21 protein-coding genes and 1 pseudogene are annotated in these 23,353 nt (G+C 71.3%); 8 read left to right on the plus strand and 14 right to left on the minus strand.

The window, feature by feature from the left end; genetic code table 11:
* Positions 1-80: 80 nt before the first annotated feature.
* Positions 81-950: a RimK family alpha-L-glutamate ligase gene (locus OH768_RS35885; RefSeq protein WP_406460093.1), complete on the plus strand. Its 870-nt coding sequence runs from the start codon at positions 81-83 to the stop codon at positions 948-950.
* Here the strand turns inward: OH768_RS35885 and OH768_RS35890 are convergent.
* From OH768_RS35890 to OH768_RS35935, 10 genes are all read right to left on the minus strand, one after another.
* Positions 940-1,530, minus strand: coding sequence for a hypothetical protein (locus OH768_RS35890; protein ID WP_406460094.1), 591 nt, complete (start codon positions 1,528-1,530; stop codon positions 940-942). The genes OH768_RS35885 and OH768_RS35890 overlap by 11 nt on opposite strands.
* Complete coding sequence (locus tag OH768_RS35895; RefSeq protein ID WP_406460095.1) at positions 1,418-2,359, minus strand: FkbM family methyltransferase; 942 nt, start codon at positions 2,357-2,359, stop codon at positions 1,418-1,420. Before OH768_RS35895 ends, OH768_RS35890 begins: the two co-directional genes overlap by 113 nt.
* Positions 2,356-2,565: a Trm112 family protein gene (locus tag OH768_RS35900; protein WP_406460096.1), complete on the minus strand. Its 210-nt coding sequence runs from the start codon at positions 2,563-2,565 to the stop codon at positions 2,356-2,358. The genes OH768_RS35895 and OH768_RS35900 overlap by 4 nt, the downstream gene beginning before the upstream one ends.
* Positions 2,562-3,467, minus strand: coding sequence for a hypothetical protein (locus tag OH768_RS35905; protein WP_406465587.1), 906 nt, complete (start codon positions 3,465-3,467; stop codon positions 2,562-2,564). Before OH768_RS35905 ends, OH768_RS35900 begins: the two co-directional genes overlap by 4 nt.
* Positions 3,468-3,490: 23 nt before the next feature.
* Complete coding sequence (locus tag OH768_RS35910) at positions 3,491-4,219, minus strand: methyltransferase domain-containing protein (protein ID WP_406460097.1); 729 nt, start codon at positions 4,217-4,219, stop codon at positions 3,491-3,493.
* Complete coding sequence (locus OH768_RS35915) at positions 4,216-5,505, minus strand: condensation protein (RefSeq protein WP_406460098.1); 1,290 nt, start codon at positions 5,503-5,505, stop codon at positions 4,216-4,218. The genes OH768_RS35910 and OH768_RS35915 overlap by 4 nt, the downstream gene beginning before the upstream one ends.
* On the minus strand, positions 5,502-9,980 hold the full coding sequence (locus OH768_RS35920; protein ID WP_406465589.1) for an alpha-(1->3)-arabinofuranosyltransferase family protein: 4,479 nt from the start codon (positions 9,978-9,980) through the stop codon (positions 5,502-5,504). The genes OH768_RS35915 and OH768_RS35920 overlap by 4 nt, the downstream gene beginning before the upstream one ends.
* On the minus strand, positions 9,977-10,714 hold the full coding sequence (locus OH768_RS35925) for a class I SAM-dependent methyltransferase (RefSeq protein WP_406460099.1): 738 nt from the start codon (positions 10,712-10,714) through the stop codon (positions 9,977-9,979). The genes OH768_RS35920 and OH768_RS35925 overlap by 4 nt, the downstream gene beginning before the upstream one ends.
* 62 nt (positions 10,715-10,776) lie before the next feature.
* Entirely contained in the window at positions 10,777-11,928 is a 1,152-nt protein-coding gene (locus tag OH768_RS35930; RefSeq protein ID WP_406460100.1) for a glycosyltransferase family 4 protein, read from the minus strand.
* A gap of 190 nt (positions 11,929-12,118) precedes the next feature.
* Positions 12,119-13,096 (minus strand): DUF3068 domain-containing protein, encoded by a 978-nt coding sequence (locus OH768_RS35935; RefSeq protein WP_406460101.1) that lies wholly within the window; start codon positions 13,094-13,096, stop codon positions 12,119-12,121.
* 161 nt (positions 13,097-13,257) lie between these two features.
* Between OH768_RS35935 and OH768_RS35940 the strand changes: the two genes are divergently transcribed.
* The 4 genes from OH768_RS35940 to OH768_RS35955 all read left to right on the plus strand — a co-directional run bounded on the left by OH768_RS35940 (position 13,258) and on the right by OH768_RS35955 (position 16,402).
* Positions 13,258-13,410 (plus strand): hypothetical protein, encoded by a 153-nt coding sequence (locus OH768_RS35940; RefSeq protein WP_406460102.1) that lies wholly within the window; start codon positions 13,258-13,260, stop codon positions 13,408-13,410.
* 4 nt (positions 13,411-13,414) lie between these two features.
* Entirely contained in the window at positions 13,415-14,656 is a 1,242-nt protein-coding gene (locus OH768_RS35945; protein ID WP_406460103.1) for a helix-turn-helix domain-containing protein, read from the plus strand.
* Positions 14,657-14,789: 133 nt separating this feature from the next.
* The gene (locus OH768_RS35950) at positions 14,790-15,563 is read left to right on the plus strand and encodes an IclR family transcriptional regulator (RefSeq protein WP_406460104.1); all 774 of its coding nucleotides are present in this window, start codon (positions 14,790-14,792) and stop codon (positions 15,561-15,563) included.
* Entirely contained in the window at positions 15,560-16,402 is an 843-nt protein-coding gene (locus OH768_RS35955) for an SMP-30/gluconolactonase/LRE family protein (protein ID WP_406460105.1), read from the plus strand. The genes OH768_RS35950 and OH768_RS35955 overlap by 4 nt, the downstream gene beginning before the upstream one ends.
* A gap of 23 nt (positions 16,403-16,425) precedes the next feature.
* Here the strand turns inward: OH768_RS35955 and OH768_RS35960 are convergent, their stop codons facing one another.
* Genes OH768_RS35960 through OH768_RS35975 form a run of 4 tightly spaced genes read right to left on the minus strand, consistent with a single transcriptional unit; the run spans position 16,426 to position 20,786 of the window.
* Positions 16,426-17,823: an NAD(P)/FAD-dependent oxidoreductase gene (locus tag OH768_RS35960; RefSeq protein ID WP_406460106.1), complete on the minus strand. Its 1,398-nt coding sequence runs from the start codon at positions 17,821-17,823 to the stop codon at positions 16,426-16,428.
* A gap of 49 nt (positions 17,824-17,872) precedes the next feature.
* Entirely contained in the window at positions 17,873-19,048 is a 1,176-nt protein-coding gene (locus tag OH768_RS35965) for an MAB_1171c family putative transporter (protein ID WP_406460107.1), read from the minus strand.
* The gene (locus OH768_RS35970) at positions 19,045-20,250 is read right to left on the minus strand and encodes an MAB_1171c family putative transporter (RefSeq protein ID WP_406460108.1); all 1,206 of its coding nucleotides are present in this window, start codon (positions 20,248-20,250) and stop codon (positions 19,045-19,047) included. Before OH768_RS35970 ends, OH768_RS35965 begins: the two co-directional genes overlap by 4 nt.
* Positions 20,247-20,786 (minus strand): toxin, encoded by a 540-nt coding sequence (locus OH768_RS35975; protein ID WP_406460109.1) that lies wholly within the window; start codon positions 20,784-20,786, stop codon positions 20,247-20,249. The genes OH768_RS35970 and OH768_RS35975 overlap by 4 nt, the downstream gene beginning before the upstream one ends.
* 424 nt (positions 20,787-21,210) lie before the next feature.
* On the opposite strand from OH768_RS35975, the gene OH768_RS35980 reads away from it, so the two are divergent.
* The 3 genes and pseudogenes from OH768_RS35980 to OH768_RS35990 all read left to right on the plus strand — a co-directional run bounded on the left by OH768_RS35980 (position 21,211) and on the right by OH768_RS35990 (position 23,353).
* The gene (locus OH768_RS35980) at positions 21,211-21,378 is read left to right on the plus strand and encodes a hypothetical protein (RefSeq protein WP_406460110.1); all 168 of its coding nucleotides are present in this window, start codon (positions 21,211-21,213) and stop codon (positions 21,376-21,378) included.
* Between the two features lie 15 nt (positions 21,379-21,393).
* Positions 21,394-21,594, plus strand: a pseudogene (locus OH768_RS35985) (arabinan endo-1,5-alpha-L-arabinosidase); the annotation flags it as partial.
* Positions 21,595-21,838: 244 nt separating this feature from the next.
* A complete protein-coding gene (locus OH768_RS35990) occupies positions 21,839-23,353 on the plus strand; it encodes an alpha-N-arabinofuranosidase (protein WP_406460111.1) in 1,515 nt (504 codons plus the stop codon).

The following is a 23,353-nucleotide window of genomic DNA, read 5'->3' on the forward strand; positions in this document are numbered from 1 at the left end:
GTCAATCCGGTTGCCCCGGTCGCGGGGGCCGTGGTTACCCTGCGAAAACGATCTACCGCCGTACGAAGCTGGAGGCTCCCGTGCCCCGAATCGCGCTCGCCACCTACGACCCCGGACCGGAACCCAGCAAGGACCGCGACCTCCCGGTGCTGGTCGAGGCGTTGCGGGCGGCCGGGGCGGAGGCCGTCGCCGTGCCGTGGGACGACGGGGGGACCGACTGGGGCGGCTACGACCTCGTCCTCATCCGGTCGACCTGGGACTACAGCTGGCGGGCGGCCGAGTTCGTGGCCTGGGCGGAGCGGGTCGGCAAGGCGACGCGGCTCGCCAATCCGGTGCGGGTCGTGCGCTGGAACACCGACAAGCGCTACCTCGGCGACCTCGCGGCGGCCGGCGTGCCCGTCGTACCGACCCGCTATCTCGCCCCCGGCGACCCGGCCGACCTCCCCGGCGAGCACGAGTACGTCGTCAAGCCGACCTCCGGCGCGGGCGCCCGCTTCGCCGCCCGCTACACACCCGACGAGCACGAGACGGCCGTACGACAACTGGAGCGCATGCACGCGGAGGGGTTCACCGCGATGGTCCAGCCGTACCTCACGAACGTGGACGTCAGCGGGGAGCGGGCGCTGCTCTTCTTCGGCGGGCGCTATGTGCACGCCTCCCGGAAGGGCGCCGTGCTTTCGCGGGGCACGGCCTACGACGACGACAAGGTGTCCCACCCGGACCTGGAGCCGTGGACCGCCACCGAGGCCGAACTCGCCGTCGCCGAACGGGCGTTGGCCGCGGTACCGGACGCGCCGGAGCTGCTGTACGCCCGCGTGGACCTGGTGGACGGGCCGGACGGGGAGCCGTGCGTGATGGAACTGGAACTCGTCGAGCCGAACCTCTTTCTGGATCTGCATCCGGGGTCGGTGGGGGTGGTGGTGGAGGCGGTGCTCGCCGCTATCCGCTGATCGCCGTTCTCTGGAGCAGCCCCCACGTGAACTCGGCCGCGCACCGGTGGCGTACGCCCTGCGCGTCCGGGGCGGTGAAGGCGAGGCCCCAGCGGGTGGGGGCCGTGCCCTCCAGGGGGCGGGCGGGGGCGAAGGCGCGGGCCGCCTCGTCGACCGTGCAGGACCAGGGGGTGAGGTCGTCGAGGGTGCGGAGGGGCGGGGGCGCGGCGCCGGGGGCGCGGACCAGCCATTCGTTCCACACGGCGCCGTTCGGGGCGGTGAGCACCTCGAAGCGGAGGTCGGGCCAGAGCGGGAGGGGCCACTGCCGGGCCTCGCAGTCCAGGTCGCCGATCTTCCTGTTCACGGTCGACTCCGGGGTGCCGAGGATCGCGCGGTAGCGCGAAGCGGCGGCCCGGCCTCTCGGGGAGTGCAGCATGGCCTGCCAGCGCTTGTTGGCCTCGCGCATGTCGGCGATCGAGACGCCCAGCTCATGACGGGCGTCCTCGACCAGGTCCGGGTTGTGGTCCGCCATGCGGCGCAGCAGGACGAGTTGGAAGTCGAGGGGGCTGAAGGGGTTCGCGGGGCGTTTCGCGTCGGGCATGCGATCCATCGTCGCGCACGGCACTGACATCGGGGCTGCGGCCACCTGGGCTGCCGCCGTCGGGCAGGAACAGGACCGAGTTGACGTAACGGGGACCGCGCGCGAAGGGCAGGACGCGGCGCAGCAGGCCCCGGGAGACGACGTACGAGGTGCGGGCCTGGTGTTCCTCCAGGGGGAAGGCCGACAGTCTCATCCAGGTTGTGTCCGGCAGGACCCAGCCCTCGTAGCCCAGCAGCGACAGGTAGGTGACGACCGGGGCGATCGGCTGGATGCGTGATTCCAGTTCGACGAAGAGCGCGGGGCGGTCGCGGGTCAGGAGGCCGGTCGCGCCGTGCAGGACGGCCAGTTCGTTGCCGTCCACGTCGATCTTGATGAAGCCGACGTCCTTGAGGCCGAGCCCGTCGAGCGTGACGCAGGGGACGTGCAGCGCGCGGGCGTGGATGTCCCGGCGGACCAGCGAGGACACACCCCGGTCGCCCTCGTCGTCCGGCGGCAGCCACAGGCGGGCGGTGCCGGGGCGGTCGGAGGCGGCGGCCGGAATCACCCGGGCGTTCGCGGGGGCGGCGGCGGCGAGCAGTCGCGCAAGGTGGGGGACCGGTTCCACGGTCACGACCTGGCGCGCGTGTCTCCAGAGGCGGTGCGTCCAGGGGCCGTACCAGCCGCCGACGTCGACCGCCGTGCCGCAGTCGGGGGGCAACAGGTCGCCCAGGCGGGCCAGCTCGGGTTCGAAGCGGGGGTAGACGGCGCGGGCGGTGGCGGCGACCAGGCGGGTGGGGAGGAGCGGCGCGAGGCGGGCGGTGAGGGTGCGGGGAGTGTGTGCGGCGGTCATCGGGCCATCCGTTTGAGGAGTTCCAAGTGCTCTTCGTCGTCGGTCACTTGCTCTCCGGACGAGGGCAGGAGCTGTGGGATGCCGTCGACGATGGGGTAACGGCGGCGCAGGCGCGGGTTGTAGAGGGCGTCCGTGGGCAGCAGGTGCAGCGGGCCCTTGTCGAGCGGGCAGGCCAGGATCTTCAGCAGGGGGTCGTCCGGGTTCATGGGGGAGTCAACTCCTTGGCCTCGACCGCTGGTTGAGGCGCGTTGTCGTGCTTCGGCATGGTCAGCAGGACGGTGACCGCCAGGGTCGTGCCCCCGATCCGCAGGGCCAGCCGCAGCGGGTCGTGCGGCAGCGCCTCGCCGAACGCGAGCGTGCCGAGTACCGCCGTGAACAGGCTCGTCACCGTCGTGCAGACCGGCACGATCAGCGAGGCGCGGCAGCGCTGCAGCGCCGCCTGGGACATCACCAGGCCGAACGCGCCCGTGCAGAGCAGGAGATACGGGTACGGGGACCGCAGCAGGTCAACCACCGCCCCGCCCAGGTCACTTGTGGTGAGGAAGCTCGACACCCCCTTGATGGCGAGGGAGCTGACCCCGTACAACAGGCCCACCGCCACGCCGTATTCGACGCCCGTGGTGGGCAGCCGGTGCCGGTGGGCCGCGCGGCGCTCGGTGGACCGGTACAGCCAGACGCCGGCCGCCAGCGAGGGCACGCACACCAGCAGGATCAGCGGATAGGGCGCGGCGCGGCTGACGTGGTCCGAGCCCTCCTTCAGTGACAGTACGACCATCAGCAGGGCGGCGAGGATCGCGCCGAGCGCGTACCGTTCCCGGCCGCTGGTCTCCTCGCCGAGCAGGCGTGCGGACAGCAGCACGAGCAGCACCAGACCGGACACGAAGATGCCCTGCGCGGCGGCGATCGGCAGCGTCCGGTACACGGCGAGCTGCGCGCCGAACCCGGCGGCGAGGGCGAGGGACCCGCCGATCCACAGCGGGCTGCCCAGCACCAGCCTCAGCAGCCTTGCCGGTTGACGGACCGTCACCTCGGGCAGGGCCGTGAGCGCCCGTTTCTCCAGCACGAAACCGGTGCTGTACAGCACGTTCGCCAGCAGGGCCGCGGCCACTCCCCACCACACGGCCGCGCCCCCTACGTCTTTCGCGCGTGCAGCAGCAGGATCGACGCCAACTGCGGTCTGGCACAGGCCAGTCGGTCGAGGGGACGTAGCGGGCGCGGTACGCCGTGGAAGGGGGCGCCCTTGAGTCCTACGACCTCGAAGCCGGCCGCCGTCACGAACTCCCGTAGCGCGCGCGGGGTGTAGAGCCGCAGATGTCCTACGACCTCCTTGCCCGGGCGGCCGTGGATCGCGCGCAGGCTCACCTCCGAGAACACGGGCTGGACGCCGGCGAGCAGCAGGGCGCGGTTGTACCAGGCGGCCAAGTTCGGTGTGGACAGCATGAGATGGCCTCCCGGGCGCAGGACACGGTGGATCTCGGCGAGCGCCGTGTCCGGGTCGACGAGATGCTCGATCACCTCGCTGAACAGCACGGCGTCGGCGGCGGCCGTCCGCAGCGGCAGCGCGGTGAGTTCCCCACGGACCGTGTACGGAAGGTGAGTTCGGGCGCGGGCCAGGGCGTCCTGGGACCAGTCGACGCCGATGACGCGGTGGCCGGTGAGGAGGGGTGCGGCGGTGGCGGCCGCCGTGCCGTCGCCGCAGCCGATGTCGAGGACGGTGCGGGGATGTCGGGTGGCCGGGCCGAGGGCGGCGGCCAGGACGCGGGCCTGGCGGAGGGTGCGGGACGGGCCGGAGGCGACCGGGACGGCGGGGTTCTCGTAGAAGTCGCGGAGGCCGGGGTGGTGCGGGGCGGTGGTCGTCATGCCTCGTGCTCCTCCGTCGTGTGCAGGTAGTGCTCGAACAGGTCGCGGAGGTGGGCGCCGTCGCCCGGGCCGAGGAGGGTGCGCGACCAGCGCAGGGCCACGTGCAGCTTTCCGGCGGTGGAGGCGGTGGTCACGGTGAGGCCGCGGGGCATCCGGGCCGGGGCCGAGAACCACACGGCGTGCGCGCGGCCCGCGGTGCCGCCGAAGTCCAGGGCGTACGGGATACGGCCGATGTTGCTCAGGAGGGTGGTCGAGGTCCAGGGCGCGGCGGCTCTGCGCAGGCCCCGGGTGAGGCTCGCCCGCCAGGCCACGGGGACGACGGGAGCGGTCAGCAGAGCTGCCCCGTGGCCCAGTTGGGGGCGGGGGAGGGCCTTCAGCGCGCGGGTGCGGGTCGCTGTGCGGTGGAGCAGTTCGCCCATCTCGGCGGGGTCGGTGGTCAACTCGTGCGGGGCGAAGGTCACTTCGACGAGTCGGGTGCCGTTGCCGATGGGCATGTCGGTGCCTCGGGGGCGGTCGTCGACGGGCATCGTGACGCGCAGCGGGCGGGGGTGCTGGCCGTGTTCGCGGTTCCAGTGGGCGATCATCAGGGCCGTCGTGACCATGAGTTGGTCGTTCACGGTGTACGGGGAGCCCTTGGGGCGGTGCGGGACGCCGAGTTCGGTGAGGAGGAGGCCGTTGCCGCCGGGGGAGGGGTCGGGGGTGCCGGGGGCGACGCGGGCGGGCGGGGTCCATACGGACGGGGTGGGCGTGGGGGGCTCGGGGGTGTCCGGGGGGCGGGTCGGCGGGGCGGTCGGGGCGTTGGAGTGACCGCCGTACAGCTCCGCCGCGGTGGCGAGGATGCGGAGGCAGGCGGGGCCGTCCAGGGCGGTGTGGTTGACGGTGAGGAGGAGGGCGGTTCCGTGGGGGAGTCCGACGGCTTCCAGGCGGATGGGTGGGGATGCGGTCAGGGGCGGGGTGTGGTCCAGGGAACGGGTGCGGGCGTGTTTCAGGGCGTCTCGGGTGGGGGGTGGGAAGGTCACCACCTCTACGTCCGGGTCGTCGGTCAACTCCCATTCGTAGCGGCGGCGGTACCAGGGGCCCGGGGCCTCGCGCATGAGGATGCGGGGGTGGTGGTGCAGGGCCCGCGTGAACGCGGCGCGGAGCCGTTCCGGGTCGAGCGGGCCGGGGAGATGGACCTCTATGTGGACGGTTTCCGGTTCGGTGGACTGGTGGCAGTGGCGGGCTATTTCGTCGACTGTGGGGAAGGAGATGCGGGTGGGGGAGCGGGGGTGGTCGAGTGTGGTCATCGGGGGTCGTCCTTTTCGTGCGGGTGCGTGGGGGCTGGTCGCGCCCGCGCGGCGGAGCCGCTTATGTCACGGCCCCGCGCCCCTTCAGGGGCACCTTGTGGTGACGTCGGCCGAGACTCCCGGTGGCTCGGGCCGCGCGCCGAGATCGTGGGGCCGGACTCGATCGCCCCTGGGCCCTCCACAGCGTCCGGCTCCGGTTCGGTCTCCGACCACCGTCCGGCCAGCTCCTCCCAGGTACTTGGACTTCCCTCGCCTCCCGGCTGCTCGCCCATCGCGCTCGTCCCCCGCTCCCGTTGCGGCAGCGGTGTCGGTGACGGTGACGGTGGCAGGACCAGCGTCGAGTCCGGGGTCTGCGGGTCCCGCCACTCCCGTACGCTCACCAGGCCCGCGAACAAGCCGATCAGCGCGAGGAGTTGGGCCGTGCGGCTGAACGCTCCCTCGCCCGCGCCCACCGGGTCGCCGGCGCCCGTCGCCGCCACGATTCCCGCGCCCGCCAGCGCCACGAACGCGATCGGGACGAGCAACGCGTGGCGGCGGTACGCGAGCAACGCCAGCGCCGGTACCAGTAGGGCGAACCAGCCCGCGATCACCACTCCCACCAGCGTCAGCGCCACCGTGCCCAGCCACAGGCCCGGGAGTGGTGGGGGTGGTTGGAACTCGTCGGGGTTGGGCTCGTGGCGGCGCCAGATCACCAGGGCCAGGAGGGCGGCCAGGGCTACTCCGCTGCCGATGAGGCCTGCCTCGTATGGTGTCGCCGGGGTGTAGGACAGCTTGATCGTGCCGCCCGCGCCTGCGGGGACGCGCCAGCCCTGTTGCCAGCCGTCCAGGCGGACCGGGGACAGCTCCTTGCCGTTCAGGGCGGCTTTCCAGCCGTCGTTGTAGTTCTCGTACGTGGTGAGGTACGAGGCCGTGCCCGAGCCGAGCGTCACCTCTCGGCGGTCGCCCAGCCAGTCCAGGACCCGCAGCCCCCGACCGGCGTCCGTCGCCGGTGTGACACTTCCGCGGGTCAGTGTCACGTCTGTCAGGGAGAGGGGTCCCGCGTCGCCCGCCTCGACCCGGTGCGTGCCCGACGTCAGCTCCAATGCCGGGTCGTCCCGGCCTTCCTGGCAGAGCGTCACCTGCACGGCCCGGCGCTCGGTCAGGTCCCGTACCGTCCCCGTCACGCTCGTCTGGTACAGCTCGCCGTCCACCGCCACCACCGGGCCCTTTCCGCAGGCCAGCGTGAAGGTGCGGGCGGGGTCGGGCTGGGGGGTGCGGTACTGGTCGAGGGCCGGGATGTACGCCTCGGTCAGGCCCACGGGGAGTTGGAGGTTCTCGTCGGCCACCGGGTTGTGGAGCGTGAGCGGGGCCGTCTTCGTGATCGTGATGTCGAGATGGTCCGTGGTGATCGGGTCGAAGCGGACCACGCCGTTCTCGTCGACGCCGGCGATCGTCGCGCCGTCGGGCGAGCTGATGTCGACCTCGGTCGCCCGGGTCGACAGACCGCCCGCGGGCGCCAACACCACTTCACCCACGGCCTGTTTACCGGTCCAGGACAGATGGATCGTGGGGCGGTCGCCCGCCACCCAGCCCGTCGTCAGGTCGCCGTCCGTCAGGTTGCGGGCCGAGAGGCCTGCCCCGAGCGCCGCCGTGGAGTCCGCCGTCGCCGTGATGCGGTGCTGCTGGGCGGGGGCCACCTCGTAGAGGAGTTTGTCCAACTCCTCGCCGGGGATCGCCACCGCGCTCGCCTTCATCTCGTACGTTCCCGCCGTCGACGTCGAGAACGTGCGGTGCAGGCCCGCTTCCGTGCCCGTCGGGGAGAGTCCGGTCGGGTCGGCCGTGCGGTGCAGGGAGACGATCTCGGCGGCGGCGTCGGAGCTGTTCGCGTCGGTGGGGAGTTTCAGGAGCCGGGTGACCTGGACATGCGGCAGGGCGATCTCGGAGAAGCCCGCGCCGGTGAGACCGGTGCGGCGGGCCACCGAGTCGACGATCGTCAGCTTCATCCAACTCGTCGTGCCTGAAGGGGCTTTGATCGTCTGCGTCATGCCGTTCGGCTGGAGGTAGCTGGTCGCCGACCCCTTCGCCGTCTCCACCCGCACCTCCGTCGCCGCCGCCCGCACGCTCTCCTGCGGGAGCGGGGTCACCTTGAACGAACTCGGCATGTCGTACGACCCGCCCGTGAAGCCGATGCGCAGCCACTGCCCGTTCGGGGAGCCCGCCGCGCCCTCCGCCCACGCGGTGTCGGGGTTGCCGTCGAAGGCGTTCACCGGGTCGAACTGGGGCAGCTGGAACAGCCAGTTGCCGCTGGAGGACGCCGTCACCGAGCGGGCGCCGCGCAGCTCGGCCACCGTCTGATGGGCGATGCCCTTGGTCGGCAGGATCTGTTTCGGCTTCTTGCCCGCGTCCTGGACGGCGTCCGGCGCGTTGCGTTCGTCGGGGGTGTACGTGTACGACGTGTTGGCGTCGACCAGTCCGAACCGGGTGTCCGCGCGGCGCAGTCCGTCGCCGAGTATCTGGAGGGCGGGGGAGCCGAGCCCCGGGTGGTTGTCACCGGTCAACACCGTTGCCCGGCCCCGGAGTTCGGTGGCCAGGGGCAGGATCGACTCCGGTCCGCCGGAGACCACCGCCGTGTCGGCCACCGGCGTCAGGCCCGCCTGGCCCGGCCGTACGACGTCCTTGCCCGTCGGCTCGTAGATCTCCACCGCCCGCTGGCGCGGGTAGAGGCCCTCGACCTGGAGCGGGGTGCCGCCCGCGATCCGGCCGCCGGTCATGACCGGGCCGAGGCCGGTCACCCGCTGGTAGCCGGACTGTTCCAGGGTGCGTTTGACGGTGGTCGTCGGGACATAGCCGATCTGGTCGGGGTCGAGGTCGTTGCGGACGACGACGTAGTAGATGCCGGCCCGGCTCAAGTAGTCGGCCAGGCCCGGGACTTCGCCGCCGGAGTCCAGTGCCTGTTCCACCGCGTCCATCGCGCGCCGGTTGCCGGGGGTGCCCATCGGGACGTAGTCGCGCTCCGCCCAGCGGGAGTCGGCCAGGACATCCAGGGGCTCGTCGATGGGGGAGCCCCAGGTGTAGATGCCGTGCGCGGTCGCAGGGACGACCAGGGCGCGGGAGTCGGGGGAGTACTTGTGCAGCCAATCGGCCGTGGACTGCCAGTACTTGGGGAGCTGCTGGAACGAACCCGGGTTCAGGATCGACCCGTTGAGATACGGCCACGCCAGGCCGGGGAGCACCAGGACCACCGCGACCAGCGGGGCGAGCCGGCGCCCCCGGACCCGGCGGGCGCCCCGCGACTCGGCGGCCACGCCCACGAGGTGGGCCAGGCCCAGGACGAGAGCGAGAGCGAGCCCCGCCTGGAACTTGTAGATGTTGCGGAAGGGCACGAGCGGGCCGTTCAGCCAGTCCTGCACCAGCCCGTGGAAGGGCGCCCCGAACGAGCCGCCGTACCCGGCGAACAGGATCAGCGCGACCGACACCGCGACCAGCACCAGCCAGCGCCGCTCCGGCATGTCCCGGCGGGCCAGTCCCGCTAGCCCGAGGCCCGCCGCGAGTGCCGAGCAGACGATCACGATCACCGAGGAGGCGACCGTCCAGCCGGCCGGTATCCAGGCCTCGCCGAGGTGCAGATAGGCGACCCAGTCACCGGCTCCGCGCAGGCCCTCCGTCGCCGACATGGTGTCCGTCGTGGTCTGCGAAGTCTCCACGTAGGGAAGGAAGTTCTCGCCGTAGACACCGAGCATGAGGAGGGGGATCCACCACCATGCCGTAGCCAGAACGACCCCCGGCACCCACCAGGCGATCAGCTTGCGCTGCCGTGGTCCGGCCGGGCGGGAGAGCAGATACAGACCCACCGGGAACAGGGACGCGAGGGTCGCCGCCGCGTTGACTCCGCCCATGAACGGGACGATCAGCGCCGAGCGCAGGGCGGCCACACGGGCCGTGCAGCGCTCGTTGGTCAGCGGCAGCAGGACCCAGGGAAGGAAGGCGCCGGGAAGCGCGGCGGCCGACGTAGAGCCGACGACGATCGTGAACACCGGCCACAGCGCATAGGTCACGGCGGCGAGCAGCCGGGACACCGGGCTCCCGACCCGCAGCCGCTCGGCCAGCCGCAGCGCGCCCCAGAAGGCGACCGAGACGACGAGGGACAGCCACAGGCGTTCCGCCGGCCACACCGGCAGGTGCACGGCGTGGGCCAGCCAGTAGAACGGCAGCATCGGCCAGAGATAGCCGGCGTACTGGTCCTGGATACCGCCGAAGGAACCCCGGTCGTGCCACAACTGGCCCAGATCGGAGAGGAATTGGCCCGGGTCGACGGTGACGCCGAGCTTCGTGTCGAAGGTCTGCCGACCCGGGTGCACGGCCAGGAACAGCACGAACACCACGGCCCAGAACCCCAGCAGCCAGCGCCACGACCGCGGACCCTCCGGGGGCCCCGCCAGGGTCGCGATGGTGGGGTCGGCCGCCGGAGGCGGTGTCTGGACCGTGGTCGCCGTCATCGTGGACACCGCCGGAGGATGAGGAGGAGGTTCCAGGTGGCCAACTCCCTTATCCCGGGCGCCTTGACGACGGCTCGGTCGAGGAAGGGCCAGTAGCGGGAGCGCGCCGCGACGACCATGACGTCGTCGCGGGCACGGACCTGCCGCAGGGTGGCACCGATGTGCACGGCGAACAGGTTCTCGCCGAGGGTGTGCTTGGCGGCCTTGCCGGTACGGCGCCGGTAGCGGGCGCGGGCCCGTTCGGCACCGAGGTAGTGCCAGGGCGCCCACTCGTGACCGCCCCACGGGGACAGCCAGTTGGTGAACGACACATAGATCAGCCCACCGGGCCGGGTCACCCGCGCCAGCTCACTGAGAAACGTCTGCGGATCGGCCACATGCTCAAGGACGTTGGACGAGAAGGTCACATCGGCGACCCCGTCGGACAGCGGCAGCAGATACCCGTCCGCGACGACCGTCCCGTCCGGCGGCTTCTCCCCCAACTCCCGTACGTCGGGCTCGAAAAGGTAGGCGTGGGCCCCGCGCCGCCGGAACTCCTCGGTGAAGTAGCCACTGCCACCGCCGACATCGACGACCGTGCGTCCGGCGAGGGACCCGTCGTAAGCCTCGACCTGATCGGCAGCGTCAAGGGCGAGGAGCGCGTAACAGGCCTCCGGATCGTCCTGCTCATGCAGGAAGGCACGAAAGAGGGAGAGAGATCGACGAAGAGACGGATCTTTGAACCGCCGGTCCACTGTGGCGCCCCTAAAGGGGCGCGGGGAACTGCGCGACCAGCCACGACGCACCCGCACGGGCGTCACGACCCCCAGCCCCTCACCGCCTCAGAGGCAACCGCTCGAAACTGTCTGACGGTCCGGTGCCAGCGATAGCGCGCCGCCCGATCACGAGCCGCCTTGCCCATCAACTCACGGCGATGCGCGGACAGCGCAAGCGCACACCAGGCTGCCGCGAAGGAAGACTCCCCCCGAGCCAGTACCCCCGTCTCCCCGTCCACGACGGAGTCCCGAAGCCCAGGCACGTCGAAGGCGATCGCCGGCGTCTCCCGGGCGGCGGCCTCCGTCACCACCAGCCCCCACCCCTCCAACGCGGAAGGATGCAGCAACAACCAAGCCGCGCAAAGGAGTCGGTGTTTCTCCGCCTCCGAGACATGGCCCGTGAACTCCACCCCGGGCCCCGCGAGTCGCTCCAGAGACTCACGCTCAGGACCGTCACCGACGATCAGAAGACGCCCGCCGACCACGGGACGTACCCGCTCCCACAGCCGTAGCAGCAGATCGATCCGCTTGTACTCGACAAGCCGCCCCACTGCCACGAACAACGGCTCCGGCGAGCGCTCGGCACAAGGACCAGGTTCTTCGACTCCGTTGTGGACGACCCGGATCCGGTCCCGCTCGATCCCGATCCCGCGCAGCGCGTGTGCGGTGGAGGGAGAGACCGCGACCAGCAGGCCACGATGCTGCGCCCCGGTCAGCGCCCACTGTTCGAGCCGTCGGCCGATTCTCGCCGCCGGGGCCATCGGGCCGTCGAACCGCATCCTCCACACATCGGTGTGGACATGGTTGACCAGGCAGATGGTCGGCCCGTGATGCCAGACGGGAGCGAAGTAGGGCATGCCGTTGCACACCTCGACCAGCAGATCGCAGTCACCGATCCGCCGGGTGAACGCCGTACGGGCGCGCAGGAAGTGGCCGTAGGTACCGCCCGCCGACACGACCCGGTAGTCGCGGTAGGCCACGGGGCCGCCGCACAACAGGGTCACCTGGTGGCCGAGCCGGGTCAGGCCGTCGGCGAGTCTGTCCACGAGGAGTTCGGAGCCGCCGGCCGAGGGGTTGTCGAGGTCCCGGTGGGCGAGGAAAACGATGCGGCGCGGTTGCGGCACCGGCGCCGGGGGGTACTGCGCGGCCGGCGGAGACGCGGTGCGCAGCTGGTGGGGCACGTGCTGGGGCATGGGTGCTCCAACTCGTCTCGGGGTGCGGAACTCTGCGGGGACAAGGGGTGGCAAGGGCGGCCAAGGGCGGGCGCGGTGCGGAGTTCTGTGGGCGGGCTGTGCTCGGGTGGGTGGACAGTTTTCGCTTCGGCGTTCCTGACGGCTACTCACCCGCGTGACAATTTCCGGGGTTATTAGAACTGACGTCACGTCACATCGTGGGCGGATACTCGGGCGAAGCGGGCGATTCGGGGCGCCGGCGTCCTCGTAGCACCAAAACGCCGCCGATCACGGCCAGGACGAATCCGGCCACAGCGGTACCGATCGGCAACGACTGCCCCACCAGGCGCAGTTGACCGCTCTCCTTCTTCGCCAGTTTCACCTGTTCCTGCTGCGTGGCCGTGGTGAACGCGAGCTTGTCGGCGTCCAGGAGGAGGACCGCGTCGTAGGCGTGACCGGGGGCGCGCAGGGTGCGGCGGGGGCCGGTCTGGGCGTAGATCACCCGGCCGGTGCGCTGGTCGACGACCAGCTCGATGCCGTGGTTGGAGTACCACTCCTCGGCCAGGATCTGGGGGGAGTCGGGCTGGTCGACGAGGCTGCCGGGGACCAGCCGGGTGCCGATCTTCGTGGGCGGGACCGTGCCCTTGAAGACATAACCCGAGTAGCCCTGCACCTTCTTGGTCCCCGAGTAGCGCAGAGTGACCGTCCCGCCAAGGGAGTTGTCCCACCACTGGTACGGCTGTTTCCGCACGTCGAACGGGAACTTCAGGTAGGCGTCGCCCTCGAAGTGCGGGTTCTCGTGGCAGCAGTGCACCGGCTGGTTCGTCTTACGGTCCGTGACCCAGCGGTTGGGAAAGAACTCCAGCGCGTCGTGCGGATCGGCGGCCGGCAGGGACTTGTCGGTGTCGACGGTCGTGGTGACGTCCCACACCGCGTCCCCGCTCTTCTCGCTGTCCGCGACATCGCCGCGCACCTGCTGGGTGACAGTGATCCGCTGGTCGTCGACGGTCCGCAACTCACCGGTGTCGAAGTAGCTTCCGGTGCCCCGGTACACGGCGGTCGTGTCGATGTCGATCGGCGTCACGGCGGCCCGCGGCTCGACGTACCAGGCCAGCAGCGGCGCCAGGACCAGCAGAAACGTGCCAAGTCCCAGGAGAATCAAGGAAAGTGGAGAGGCTGTACGGCGCATCCGGACACTCCAGTGAATTCGGTGAAGGAGTTCGGGCCGGCCCTTGGGCCGGGAACCGTAGGCGCCCCTTGACGGAGTGTCAATGTCTGCCGACACTGGGCCGACGGGCAGGGGCGGACGACCTCGGGACAGAACCTCAGGACAGAGAGGCCGACCCTGCGATGTCCAGACTGCTCGCCGCCGTACTCACCGTGGCTCTTGCCGCCGCCCTCGCCGTCGGCGCCGCACTCGGTGTCGTCGCGCTGCTCGACGCCAGGCCCGACCAGCCGAACACGCCCCTGATCACCTACGAGCAAGCGGGTCAAGGGAGTTGACCCCATGGCCGCTCGACCGGCGACCGTGACGGCACGCTCGGCATGGCTCGACGTGCCACGCCCCCAGGTGCGCGAGTTCGCCGCGATCGCCATGGCCGAGGCGCCCGTGCTCGCCGAGGAGATCCTGCGCGAGATCCGCCGCGAGCATCCCCAACTGCCCCTGGTCCTCGACGACTCGGGCGAACCCATGGCCCTGATCGGCATCCGCCGCGCCATCGAGGTCTTCGTCCAGCACCTGGAGACCGCCGAGGGCCGCCCGACCGTACCGCCGGGCGTCTTCCAGGAGTTCGGGCGCGGCGAGGGCCTCAACGGCCGCAGCCTCGACTCGCTCCAGGCGATCTACCGCATGGGCGTACGGCTGGCCTGGCGGCGGTTCGCCGAGATCGGCCAGCGCGTCGAGATCCCGCCGCCCGCGATGTACGAACTCGTCGACGCGGGCTACGAGTACCTGGACGGGCTGGTCGATCAGTCCGTGCGCGGCTACGCGGAGGCCGCTGCGAGACAGGCGGGGGAGCGGCTGCGCCTCCAGCGCCGGCTGATGGAACTCCTCCTTGCCGAACATCACCGCGGCGACCCGGCCGAGGTGCTCTCCGAACGCGCCGCCCGCATCGGCTGGCCGCTGCCCGACAAGGTCTCCGTCGGCGTCCTGCTGCGCCCGGCCCGCGAGGCCGTCGCCCCCGCCGTGGGCCAGGAGGTCCTGCTCGACATGGAGTACGAGCAGCCCCGCATGGTCGTCCCGGAACCGGACGCGGCCGGCCGCCCCGAGCTGCTGCACCGCGCGCTGACCGGCTGGGCCGGCGCGATCGGGCCCCCGGTGCCGCTGGCCGACGCGGTGAAGTCGGCGCGCTGGGCCGAGGCCGCCGTAGGGCTGATGGAGCGGGGGCTGTTGCCGGCCGGAGGCGTTCTGTACTGCACCGAGCACACCGAGGCGCTGGTCCTGCTGCAGCCCGAGGAGCTGATCGACGATCTCGCGCTGCGGTGTCTGGCGCCGCTCGCGCACTGCGGGCCGACGCACGGGCGGCGGCTCGCGGAGACCCTGCTGGCCTGGCTGGAGACCCGGGGCGGGGCGCCGGAGGTGGCCGCGCGGCTCGGTGTGCACCCGCAGACCGTGCGTTACCGGCTGCGCCAGATCCGCGAACTGTGGGGCGGCGAGATCGACAATCCCGACCGGCGCTTCGAGCTGGAACTCGTGCTGCGGGCCCAGCGGTTGCGCGGTGCGCTGGGCGATCCGCGGGCCCGGCGGTAGTCGGGCGGTCACCCGACCATTGCCCGTGCAACCCTCTATGGCTAGCCTGTGTTCGTTATCCCGATCGTCAGTTGAAATTTCGAACACGCCAGCTGACGCAGCCACTCATCGACATCCAAGAAGGGGGCCGGTTGTGGGACGCCTCGTACCTGCCGTGACCCGGGCTCTCGACATCCTTGAGCTCTTCCTCGACGGGGACGGGACGCTCTCCGCCCCCGACATCGTGCGCAAGCTGCAACTGCCGCGCACCACCGTGCACGAACTCGTCACCACTCTCTCCGCCCGGTCGTACATCGTGCCCATGCCCGGACAACCCGGACGCTACCGGCTCGGAGTCCGTCCGTACCAGCTCGGGAGCCGGTACGCCGAGCAGCTCGACCTCGCCGCCGAGGGCCAGCAGGTCGCCCGGTCCGTCGCCGAGACCTGCGACGAGACCGTGCACGTGGCCATCCTCGAAGGCACCGACGTCATCTACATCGCCAAGGTCGACTCCACGCACGCGGTGCGCATGGTGTCGGCGGCCGGCCGCCGGCTGCCCGCCCACTGCACCTCCGTGGGCAAGATGCTGCTGGCCTCCCTCCCCGAGCCGGAGCTCACCGCACGCATCCCCGCGGGTGCGTCACTGGTCGCGATGACGCCCAACAGCATCGTCGAACCGGACGCCCTGCGGGAGGCTCTCGCCGAGATCCGGTCGCGCGGGGTCGCGGTCGAGAGTCGTGAGTCGAATCCGGATGTGTCCTGTGTGGCTGCTCCGGTCCGGGACCGCACCGGCCAGGTCGTCGCCGCGCTCTCCATCTCCGTCCCCATGATCCGCTGGAGCGACGAGCGCCGCGTCGAACTGGAGCAGCTCGCCGCGAAGGGTGCCGCCGAACTGTCGGAGCGACTCGGACACCGGAGCGTGGCATGACGTACGAAGTGGCGGTACGGGCCGAGGCCACCCTCGGCGAGGGGCCGACGTGGGACGCGGCGGCCGGGCGGCTGATCTGGATCGACATCCTCGGCTCCAGGGTCCATACGTACGACCCCGCGACCGGCGCGCGTACGGTCCGGGTGACCGAACAGCACGTCGGCGCGGCGAAGCCCCGGGTCGGCGGGGGGCTGGTCCTCAATCTCCGGGACGGGGTCGGGCTCGTCGATCCCGACGGGGAGTTCCGGTGGCTGCACCGGGAGCCGGTGCCCGGGCGGCGCGCCAACGACGCGGCCGTGGCGCCGGACGGGGCGCTGTGGGCGGGGACGATGCGGTACGACGAGGCGGCTTGCGGCGGCACGTTGTCCCGGATCACCGGGGACGGGTCTGTGCGGCTTGTCCTCGACGACGTGGCCGTCAGCAACGGGACGGGGTGGAGTCCGGACGGGCGGCTCATGTACTACATCGACTCGCCCACGCGGCGGATCGATGTCTTCGAGTACGCGGACGGGCGGGTTTCGAAGCGGCGGCGGTTCGCTGAGGTTGAGGCCGGCGCCGGGTTTCCTGATGGGCTGACTGTCGACGCCGATGGGTGTGTGTGGGTGGCGTTGTGGGGTGGGAGTGCCGTGCGGAGGTATACGCCGGACGGTGAGTTGGAGCGGGTCGTTTCGTTGCCTGTGCCGTTGGTGACCGCGTGTGCGTTCGGCGGGGCGGACTTGACTGACCTCTACGTCACTACAGCGCGGGTGGGGCTCAACTCGCCGCATCCTGTTGCTGGTTCGCTGTTGGTTGTGCCGGGGGCGGGGAAGGGGTTGGCGCAACCTGCGTTTGACGGGTGAGGGTTGAGTTTTGAGACAGAGCCTCAGCTCGCCGCTCGCTCCAAGCCGGCCAGTGTTTGTCGTTCCGACGGAGTCAGTGGCGGGCCCGAAAGCGGCGGCAGGAGTGGGCCGTTGAGGGCCGCCAGCAATGTGCCGGGGCGCATCAAGGCTGACGCGTCCGCCTCCATGCTCGTCACCGCCGCCAGTGCTGCCGCCGCCTTGTACGAACCCGTCGCCGACTTGAGGAGGCGGCGGGAGTAGCCGGTGATCAGGCGGTCCGCCCTGGTCGGCTCGGGGCCCTTCGTCTCGGGGTACCAGATGTCCTGGCCCACTGCCATGGCCCAGGCGCCCTCCACGGGGGCGGCCACTCCGTGCTGGACCTTGGCGGCGAGGCCGGGGGCGGTGAAGCCCTCGTGGTCCAGTTCGCGGGCGAGTATCTGTGCGCCGAGCGCGGCCACCGACATGCCTTGTCCGTAGGCCGGGTTGAAGGTGGCGAGGGCGTCGCCGAGGACGACCAGGCCGGCGGGCCAGTCCTGGAGCTTCTCCAGGTAGCGGCGGACGTTCTTGCTGCTGTGGCTGGTGTGGATGTCCGTCAGGGGTTCGGCGCCGGTGACGAGACGGCCGAGGATGGGGTCCGGCAGGTCGCGGATGTACTGGAGGAAGCCGTCGGGGTCGGCGGGCGGTTCGCCGCCGCGGGTGCCGGCGAGGCTGACCATCCAGCGGTCGCCCTCGATGGGCAGGACCATTCCGGCGCGGCCGGGCCGGGACGCGTACGGGTTCGCCTGGAGGATCGTGAGGGGGAAGTGCTCGGCGCCCTCCGGCCTGCGGTAGATCCGGGTCGCGTTGACGAGGCCGGAGTCGACGGTCTTCTCGTCGATCCCGGTGACCCCGAGCGCTCCCAGCCAGCGCACGATCCGGGAGCCGCGGCCACTGGCCTCGACCACGAAGTCGGCGTCAAGTTCCGTGATCCCGGCGTCCGTTGAGATGCGTACGCCGGTCACGCGCCGGGCGTCGCCGAGCAGGTCCAGGCCCCGGGCCGTACGGATCTCGGTCTTCGTGCCGGCCAGGACCGCCGAGCGCACCACCCAGTCCAGCAGCGCGCGGGTGCAGGTGAGCATCCGGGGGCCCTCGTGCTTCCAGCGGCGCAGCCAGCCCTCGGAGGTCAGGGCGAGCATGCCCGAGCTGAGGGAGATCTCGTGGGCGCCCGCGGCGAGCAGCTGTTCGCGCACGCTCGGGCCGGGCACGAGGCCGTCGATCGCGGCCAGGCCGCCGGACATCAGCAGATGGGCGTGGCGCCCCTGCGGGAGACCCCTGCGGTGCTCCGGTCCGTCGGGCAGCTCGTCCCGGTCCAGCACGATCACCTCGTCCGTGTGGACGGACAGGGCGGCGGCGGCCAGCAGGCCGGCCAGACCGGCACCGACGACGACAGCTCTCCGCGGCATGGGGCTCCTCAAATCAGCCTGGTAACAGGGGTGTTCGCGCGACCGAGGGTCAGCGCGGGGTGGCCTTCACCGTACTCTGCGGTACGGCCGTGGCGAGCCGCGAGCGGGCGAGGGCCCGGGCCAGCTCGACCAGGCCACAGGTGTCGGAGACCTCCGTGGCGTAGAGCCGGTAGGTGCTCGGTGTGCCGAAGGGCTCCTCGCGGGCGGCGGCGCGGCGGGCGGCGTCGGCCACCATCGCCGCCTCGGCCGCCACCCGGGCCTCGTGCGCGGAGCGGCCCTCGTTCAGCGCGGCGTCGCGGGTGCGTTCGCGCAGCCGGTCGTCGAAGTACGGGGCGAGCGCCAACAGGCCGTCGTGTATGGACACTTCACGCCAGTGCAGCCGCATCCGGGGCAGCTGCCAGAGCGCGCTGGGCGGCTTCGGGGCGAGGGACGCGAACCGGACCTCCGACCAGAGCGGGCCCAGTCCGCGCAGCGCGCACAGGTCGCGCCGTTGCGCGCGGAGCGCCGGCAGCAGCCTCGGCAGGGCGAAGCCCGCGGAGCAGGTCAGGGCGGCCAGCGAGGCCATCGGCGGGGCCACCCCGGTGGAGAGGAAGTCGAGGTTGTGACCGGTCCAACGGGCCACCACCGACGTGTACTTGGTGAGTTGGAAGCCGACCACGTCCAGCAGGGTGCCGACGAGGATCAGTCGCAGCCCCGTCCGCAGCAGACCGGTGACCTCCCGGGCCCAGGAGACGCACACGGCGCACATGGCGAGGGTGGCCGCGCTGTGCCCGAGCAGATAGAGCACGATCATCTCGCGCACGTAGGGCGTGTTGGCGTAGTACGTGTCCAGGTCGGTGAGCCGCTCGGTGCTCGCGTCGCCCAGCGCGAACAGCACGACGATGGCGACGATCAGCGCGCCGTAGGCGGCCATGCCGCGCAGCATCATGCGGCGGACACGGGCGGGGGAGCCGCCGCGCCACTGGAACAGCAGGATCACCAGGGAGCAGCTGTACGCGGAGATCATGCCGTAGGTGAGGGGGGCGCCGAAGTTCGGGATGCCGGTCAGGCCGTTGACCGCACTTAACGTCGTCGGCGCCGCGCAGACGAGGCCCAGGGAGCCGAGGACGATCGCCGCGCAGGTGGACACGGTCAGCGGGTCGCGAGGGGCGTTCAAGGGCCGGGCCAGCAGGGCGGTGCAGGAGAGCAGGAACACGGCGGCGGCGAGATACACCATGAGGCTCATGCCCGGGTGCTCCCTTCCGTCGTACCGGCGCGGACCCGCGCGGCGTCGACGAGCGGGGACCGGGTCAGCGCGTCGGCGATGGGCACGAGGAGGGCCGTGCTGGGAGCCCGGTCGGGGAGCCCGCCCGGTTCGCCGGCGGGCGCGAGGTGCGGATCGCTCTCGTGTTCCCCGGTGTCACGGTCGCGCTCCTCGGCCACGGCCGCGGCGACGACCGCCGCCCACGCGGTCGCCTCGGCCTGCTCCGCCCCGCCCGTCGTGCGCGCCACGGCCTCCAGCGTCCGCTCGTACAGGGCCCGGTCGAAGAACGCGTCCAGGTGGCCGAGCGCGTTGTGGATGCTGGTCTGCCGCCACACCAGCCGGGTCGCGGGGGAGGAGAAGCGCGGCCGGGGCAGCCGTAGCGCACGGCGGGTGAGGAGTTCGTCCAGTTCGTGTTCGAGCGGTTCGAGGCGGGCGTACGTCCGCCGGGCCTGCCGGCGCTGGGTCAGGCGGGGGCCGGCCAGCGGGATCAGCACGCCGACGACGATCAGGACCGCGCCCAGTCCGGCGGCGGCCGGCGAGACGGTCGTACCGAGCTTTGTCCAGTCCCGTCCGAACCAACGCGCGATCACCGCCGCGAACTTGGTCAGGCTGTATCCGGCGCCGCACAGCGAGCCGACGCCCAGCGTGACCAGCCCGGCGCGCAGCCAGCCGTGCACCTGCCGGGCCCAGCGCAGCGAGGAGACCGTGGTGACACTGACGGCGGCGAGGTGCCCGGCCAGATACAGCACGATCATCTCGGCGGTGAACGGTGTCGTCGCGTAGTAGGTGTCGAAGTCGGTGCGGCGCTCCACGGGGGTGTGGCCGAGCGCGAACATCACGGCGATGCCGACCAGGACGATCGTGTAGGCCACGATCCAGCGGCGGGCGGTGCGGTGGACGTGCGGTCCGCCCCGCCAGTAGACGATCAGGACCTGGGAGGACGCGCTGTACGCGGTGATCGACGCGTACGTCAGCGGTGCGTCGAGGTTGGGGACGCCGCTGAGCCGGTTGACCGCGCCGACGGTGGGCGGCGCCCCGAGGAAGAAGCAGGCCCCGGCCAGGGCGAGGAGTACGCAGATGACCCGGAGATAGGGGTCGCGCCAATGGCGTATGAGATCCGGGGCCTTGACCAGCATGCCCAGCCACAGCAGGCCGCAGCTGAGGTAGTTGATCAGGCCGCTCATTTTCTGGTCCCGCGGTAGTTGAGGGCGGCGCCGATGCGCCCGGCGACACCCTGCTGCGTACCGTCGTCGGTCTCGGCGGGGCCGTACGCGGAGTCGGTGCCGGCCGCGGACTCCAGCCAGGGGCGCAGCCGCCCGCTCATCAACATGCCGAACCGGTCCGCCTCTTGCTCGTCGGCGACGCTGAAGTCGGTGCGGGCGGCGACGGGCCGGGGGCCGCGCTCGGCGGTCAGCTGGGGAGGGCGCTCCGTGGTGCGCCGGTGCATGTGCCACACCTCGTGGCAGAAGATCACGATCTGATGCCAGGCGGCGGCCCGCTTGTCGATCACGATGACGTCGTAGGTGTCGCCCTCCAGCCAGAGCCCGCTTGCGGTGTGCGGCGGGAACACCTCGCGGCGCACCACGATTTCACGTCCCCGCCAGCGGATGACGGAGTCGACCAGCGCGTCGAACAGGGCCTCGGGTTCGGCGGGGACCGGGACGCGCATGGGGTCGATGAGGGCGCCGGCGAGCCGCCTCATCTCCTTCTTCGTGCGCACCGCTGCAATATGCCAGGACATACGTCGACTCAGCCACCTCACCGTCGCCGCGGCAGCGGGAAACCGGCCGCTTCCACCAAGGAGGAGACGGAGGTGATCCAACGTCTGGCGTGTCGGGTCGTGTTCGAGTGATCGGACAGCCCGCCGAGGAAGGTCGTCACCACGTCGTACGCTCCCTCGTCTCGCCGTCCGCCGCACAGCCGGTCCGAGGTTACGCGTCCACAACTGCCGACGTCATGTCGTTCGGTGGCCGTTGTGGGACCGGGAACGACCGCTGTGTCCGGAAATCGACCCCGAGAATGAATGTTGCACTGTGCTCAACCCATTGACGTGGACGCGCTTCGATTTTACGGTCCCGTTCGAAGTTGCGAGCGCTATACGGTATTTCGAACATGACGGGACTCCTACCGGCAAGGGGCGGGGCATGGGACCACGTGAGCCGCAGCGCGGGCACCTCCCGGCCGCGGCCGAACCCGGCCGCACGCCCGGCCGTCTTCCGGATCCCCGGGGCCCGGACCCGCTCGCCAAGTACGGCGTGAAAGAAGCGGACGCGCGGCGGGCCGGTGACTCACCGACGGAGGTGCCGAGTTGAAGCACCCGAGACTGGCGCCTCAAGTCCGGTGGCTACGTGGCCTGTTCGACCGGCGGCGTCATCGGCGCCCGCACCTCCGGGGACCGCGTCAACGCCGTCTCCTCCTGGGGCAGCAACCACTCCGCGATCGGCGTCGCCACCTCCCCGACCGGCCTCCCCGGCACCTGGACCGACCACGGCAAGGCCTTCACCTCCGCATGGTCCGGCTCGACCCCGCGACCGGCGTCAGTATGTCTTGGCATACCACTACTACGACGGAGAGGATTCAGGGATCCCAAAGCTGGGGCTGAACACCTTGAGCTGGACAACCACCGGCTGGCCAAAGCTCCTTTAGGGGCGCGGGGCCGTATCGATATGCGGCTCCGCCGCGATGGGGGTCCCCCGCTCGAGCGAAGTCGAGAGTGGGGGAGCGACCAGCCCCCACAAAGCCGCAGACGAAACTCAACCCAGAAAGGCCCGCATGCGCACCGCCCGCTTCACCCTCGACCCCGCCTTCACGGTCGGCGAAGTCAACCCCCGCCTCTTCGGCTCCTTCGTGGAACACCTCGGCCGCTGCGTCTACACCGGCATCTTCGAACCGGACCACCCCACCGCGGACGAGGACGGCATCCGGCAGGACGTCCTCGACCTCGTCCGCGAACTCGGCGTGACGGCCATCCGCTACCCCGGCGGCAACTTCGTCTCCGGCTACCGGTGGGAGGACTCGGTCGGCCCCGCCGAATCCCGCCCCCGCCGCCTCGACCTGGCCTGGCGCTCGACGGAGACGAACCGTTTCGGCCTCTCCGAGTACATCGCGTTCCTGAAGAAGGTCGGCCCCCAGGCGGAGCCGATGATGGCGATCAACCTGGGCACCCGGGGAGTGGCTGAGGCCCTGCAACTCCAGGAGTACGCCAACCACCCCGCCGGCACCGCCCTCTCCGAGCAGCGCGCCGCCCACGGCGACAAGGAGCCCTTCGGCATCAAGGTCTGGTGCCTCGGCAACGAGATGGACGGCCCCTGGCAGACCGGCCACAAGACCGCCGAGGAGTACGGCAGGATCGCCGCCGAGACGGCCCGCGCGATGCGCCAGATCGACGCCGACGTGGAACTCGTCGCCTGTGGCTCCTCCTCCCAGGCGATGCCGACCTTCGCCGCATGGGAGGCGACCGTCCTCCAGGAGACGTACGACCTGGTCGACTACATCTCGCTGCACGCCTACTACCAGCCGCTCGACGGCGACCTCGACTCCTTCATCGCCTCCGCCGTCGACATGGAGTCCTTCATCGAGAACGTGGTCGCGACCGCCGACCACGTGGGCGCCCGCCTGAAGTCGAAGAAGAAGATCAACCTCTCCTTCGACGAGTGGAACGTCTGGTACACGGCTGACTGGGAGGAGCACACCAAGAACGCGGACCCCGGCGACTGGCCGGAGGCCCCGCGTCTGCTGGAGGACAACTACAGCGTCATGGACGCCGTCGTCTTCGGCTCGCTCCTGATCGCCCTGCTGCGGCACGCCGACCGTGTCACCGTCGCCTGCCTCGCCCAGCTCGTCAACGTGATCGCGCCGATCATGACCGAGCCCGGCGGCCCGGCCTGGCGGCAGACGACGTTCTTCCCGTTCGCGCAGGCCTCGAAGTACGGCCGGGGCCAGGTCCTGGACGTCCGCGTCGACTCCCCGACCCACGAGACGAAGCAGTACGGCGAGGCCGACCTGCTGCACGCCACGGCGGTGCGCGGCGAGGACGGTTCGGTCACGGTGTTCGCCGTCAACCGCAGCCGCACCGAGTCGCTCCCGCTCCAAGTCGGCCTGAACGGGCTCGACTTGACCTCGGTCGTCGAGCACAGCGCCCTCGCGGACGCCGACCCGGACGCCCGCAACACCCTGGCCGACCCGGAGCGGGTGGCCCCGCACCAGGTCGAGGGCACCGCCCTCCAGGACGGCACCCTGACCGCCGTACTGGAGCCGCTGTCCTGGAACGTGATCCGGCTCGCCTGA

This window comes from Streptomyces sp. NBC_01622, assembly GCF_045209635.1.
In the GTDB taxonomy this organism is placed as follows: Bacteria; Actinomycetota; Actinomycetes; order Streptomycetales; family Streptomycetaceae; genus Streptomyces.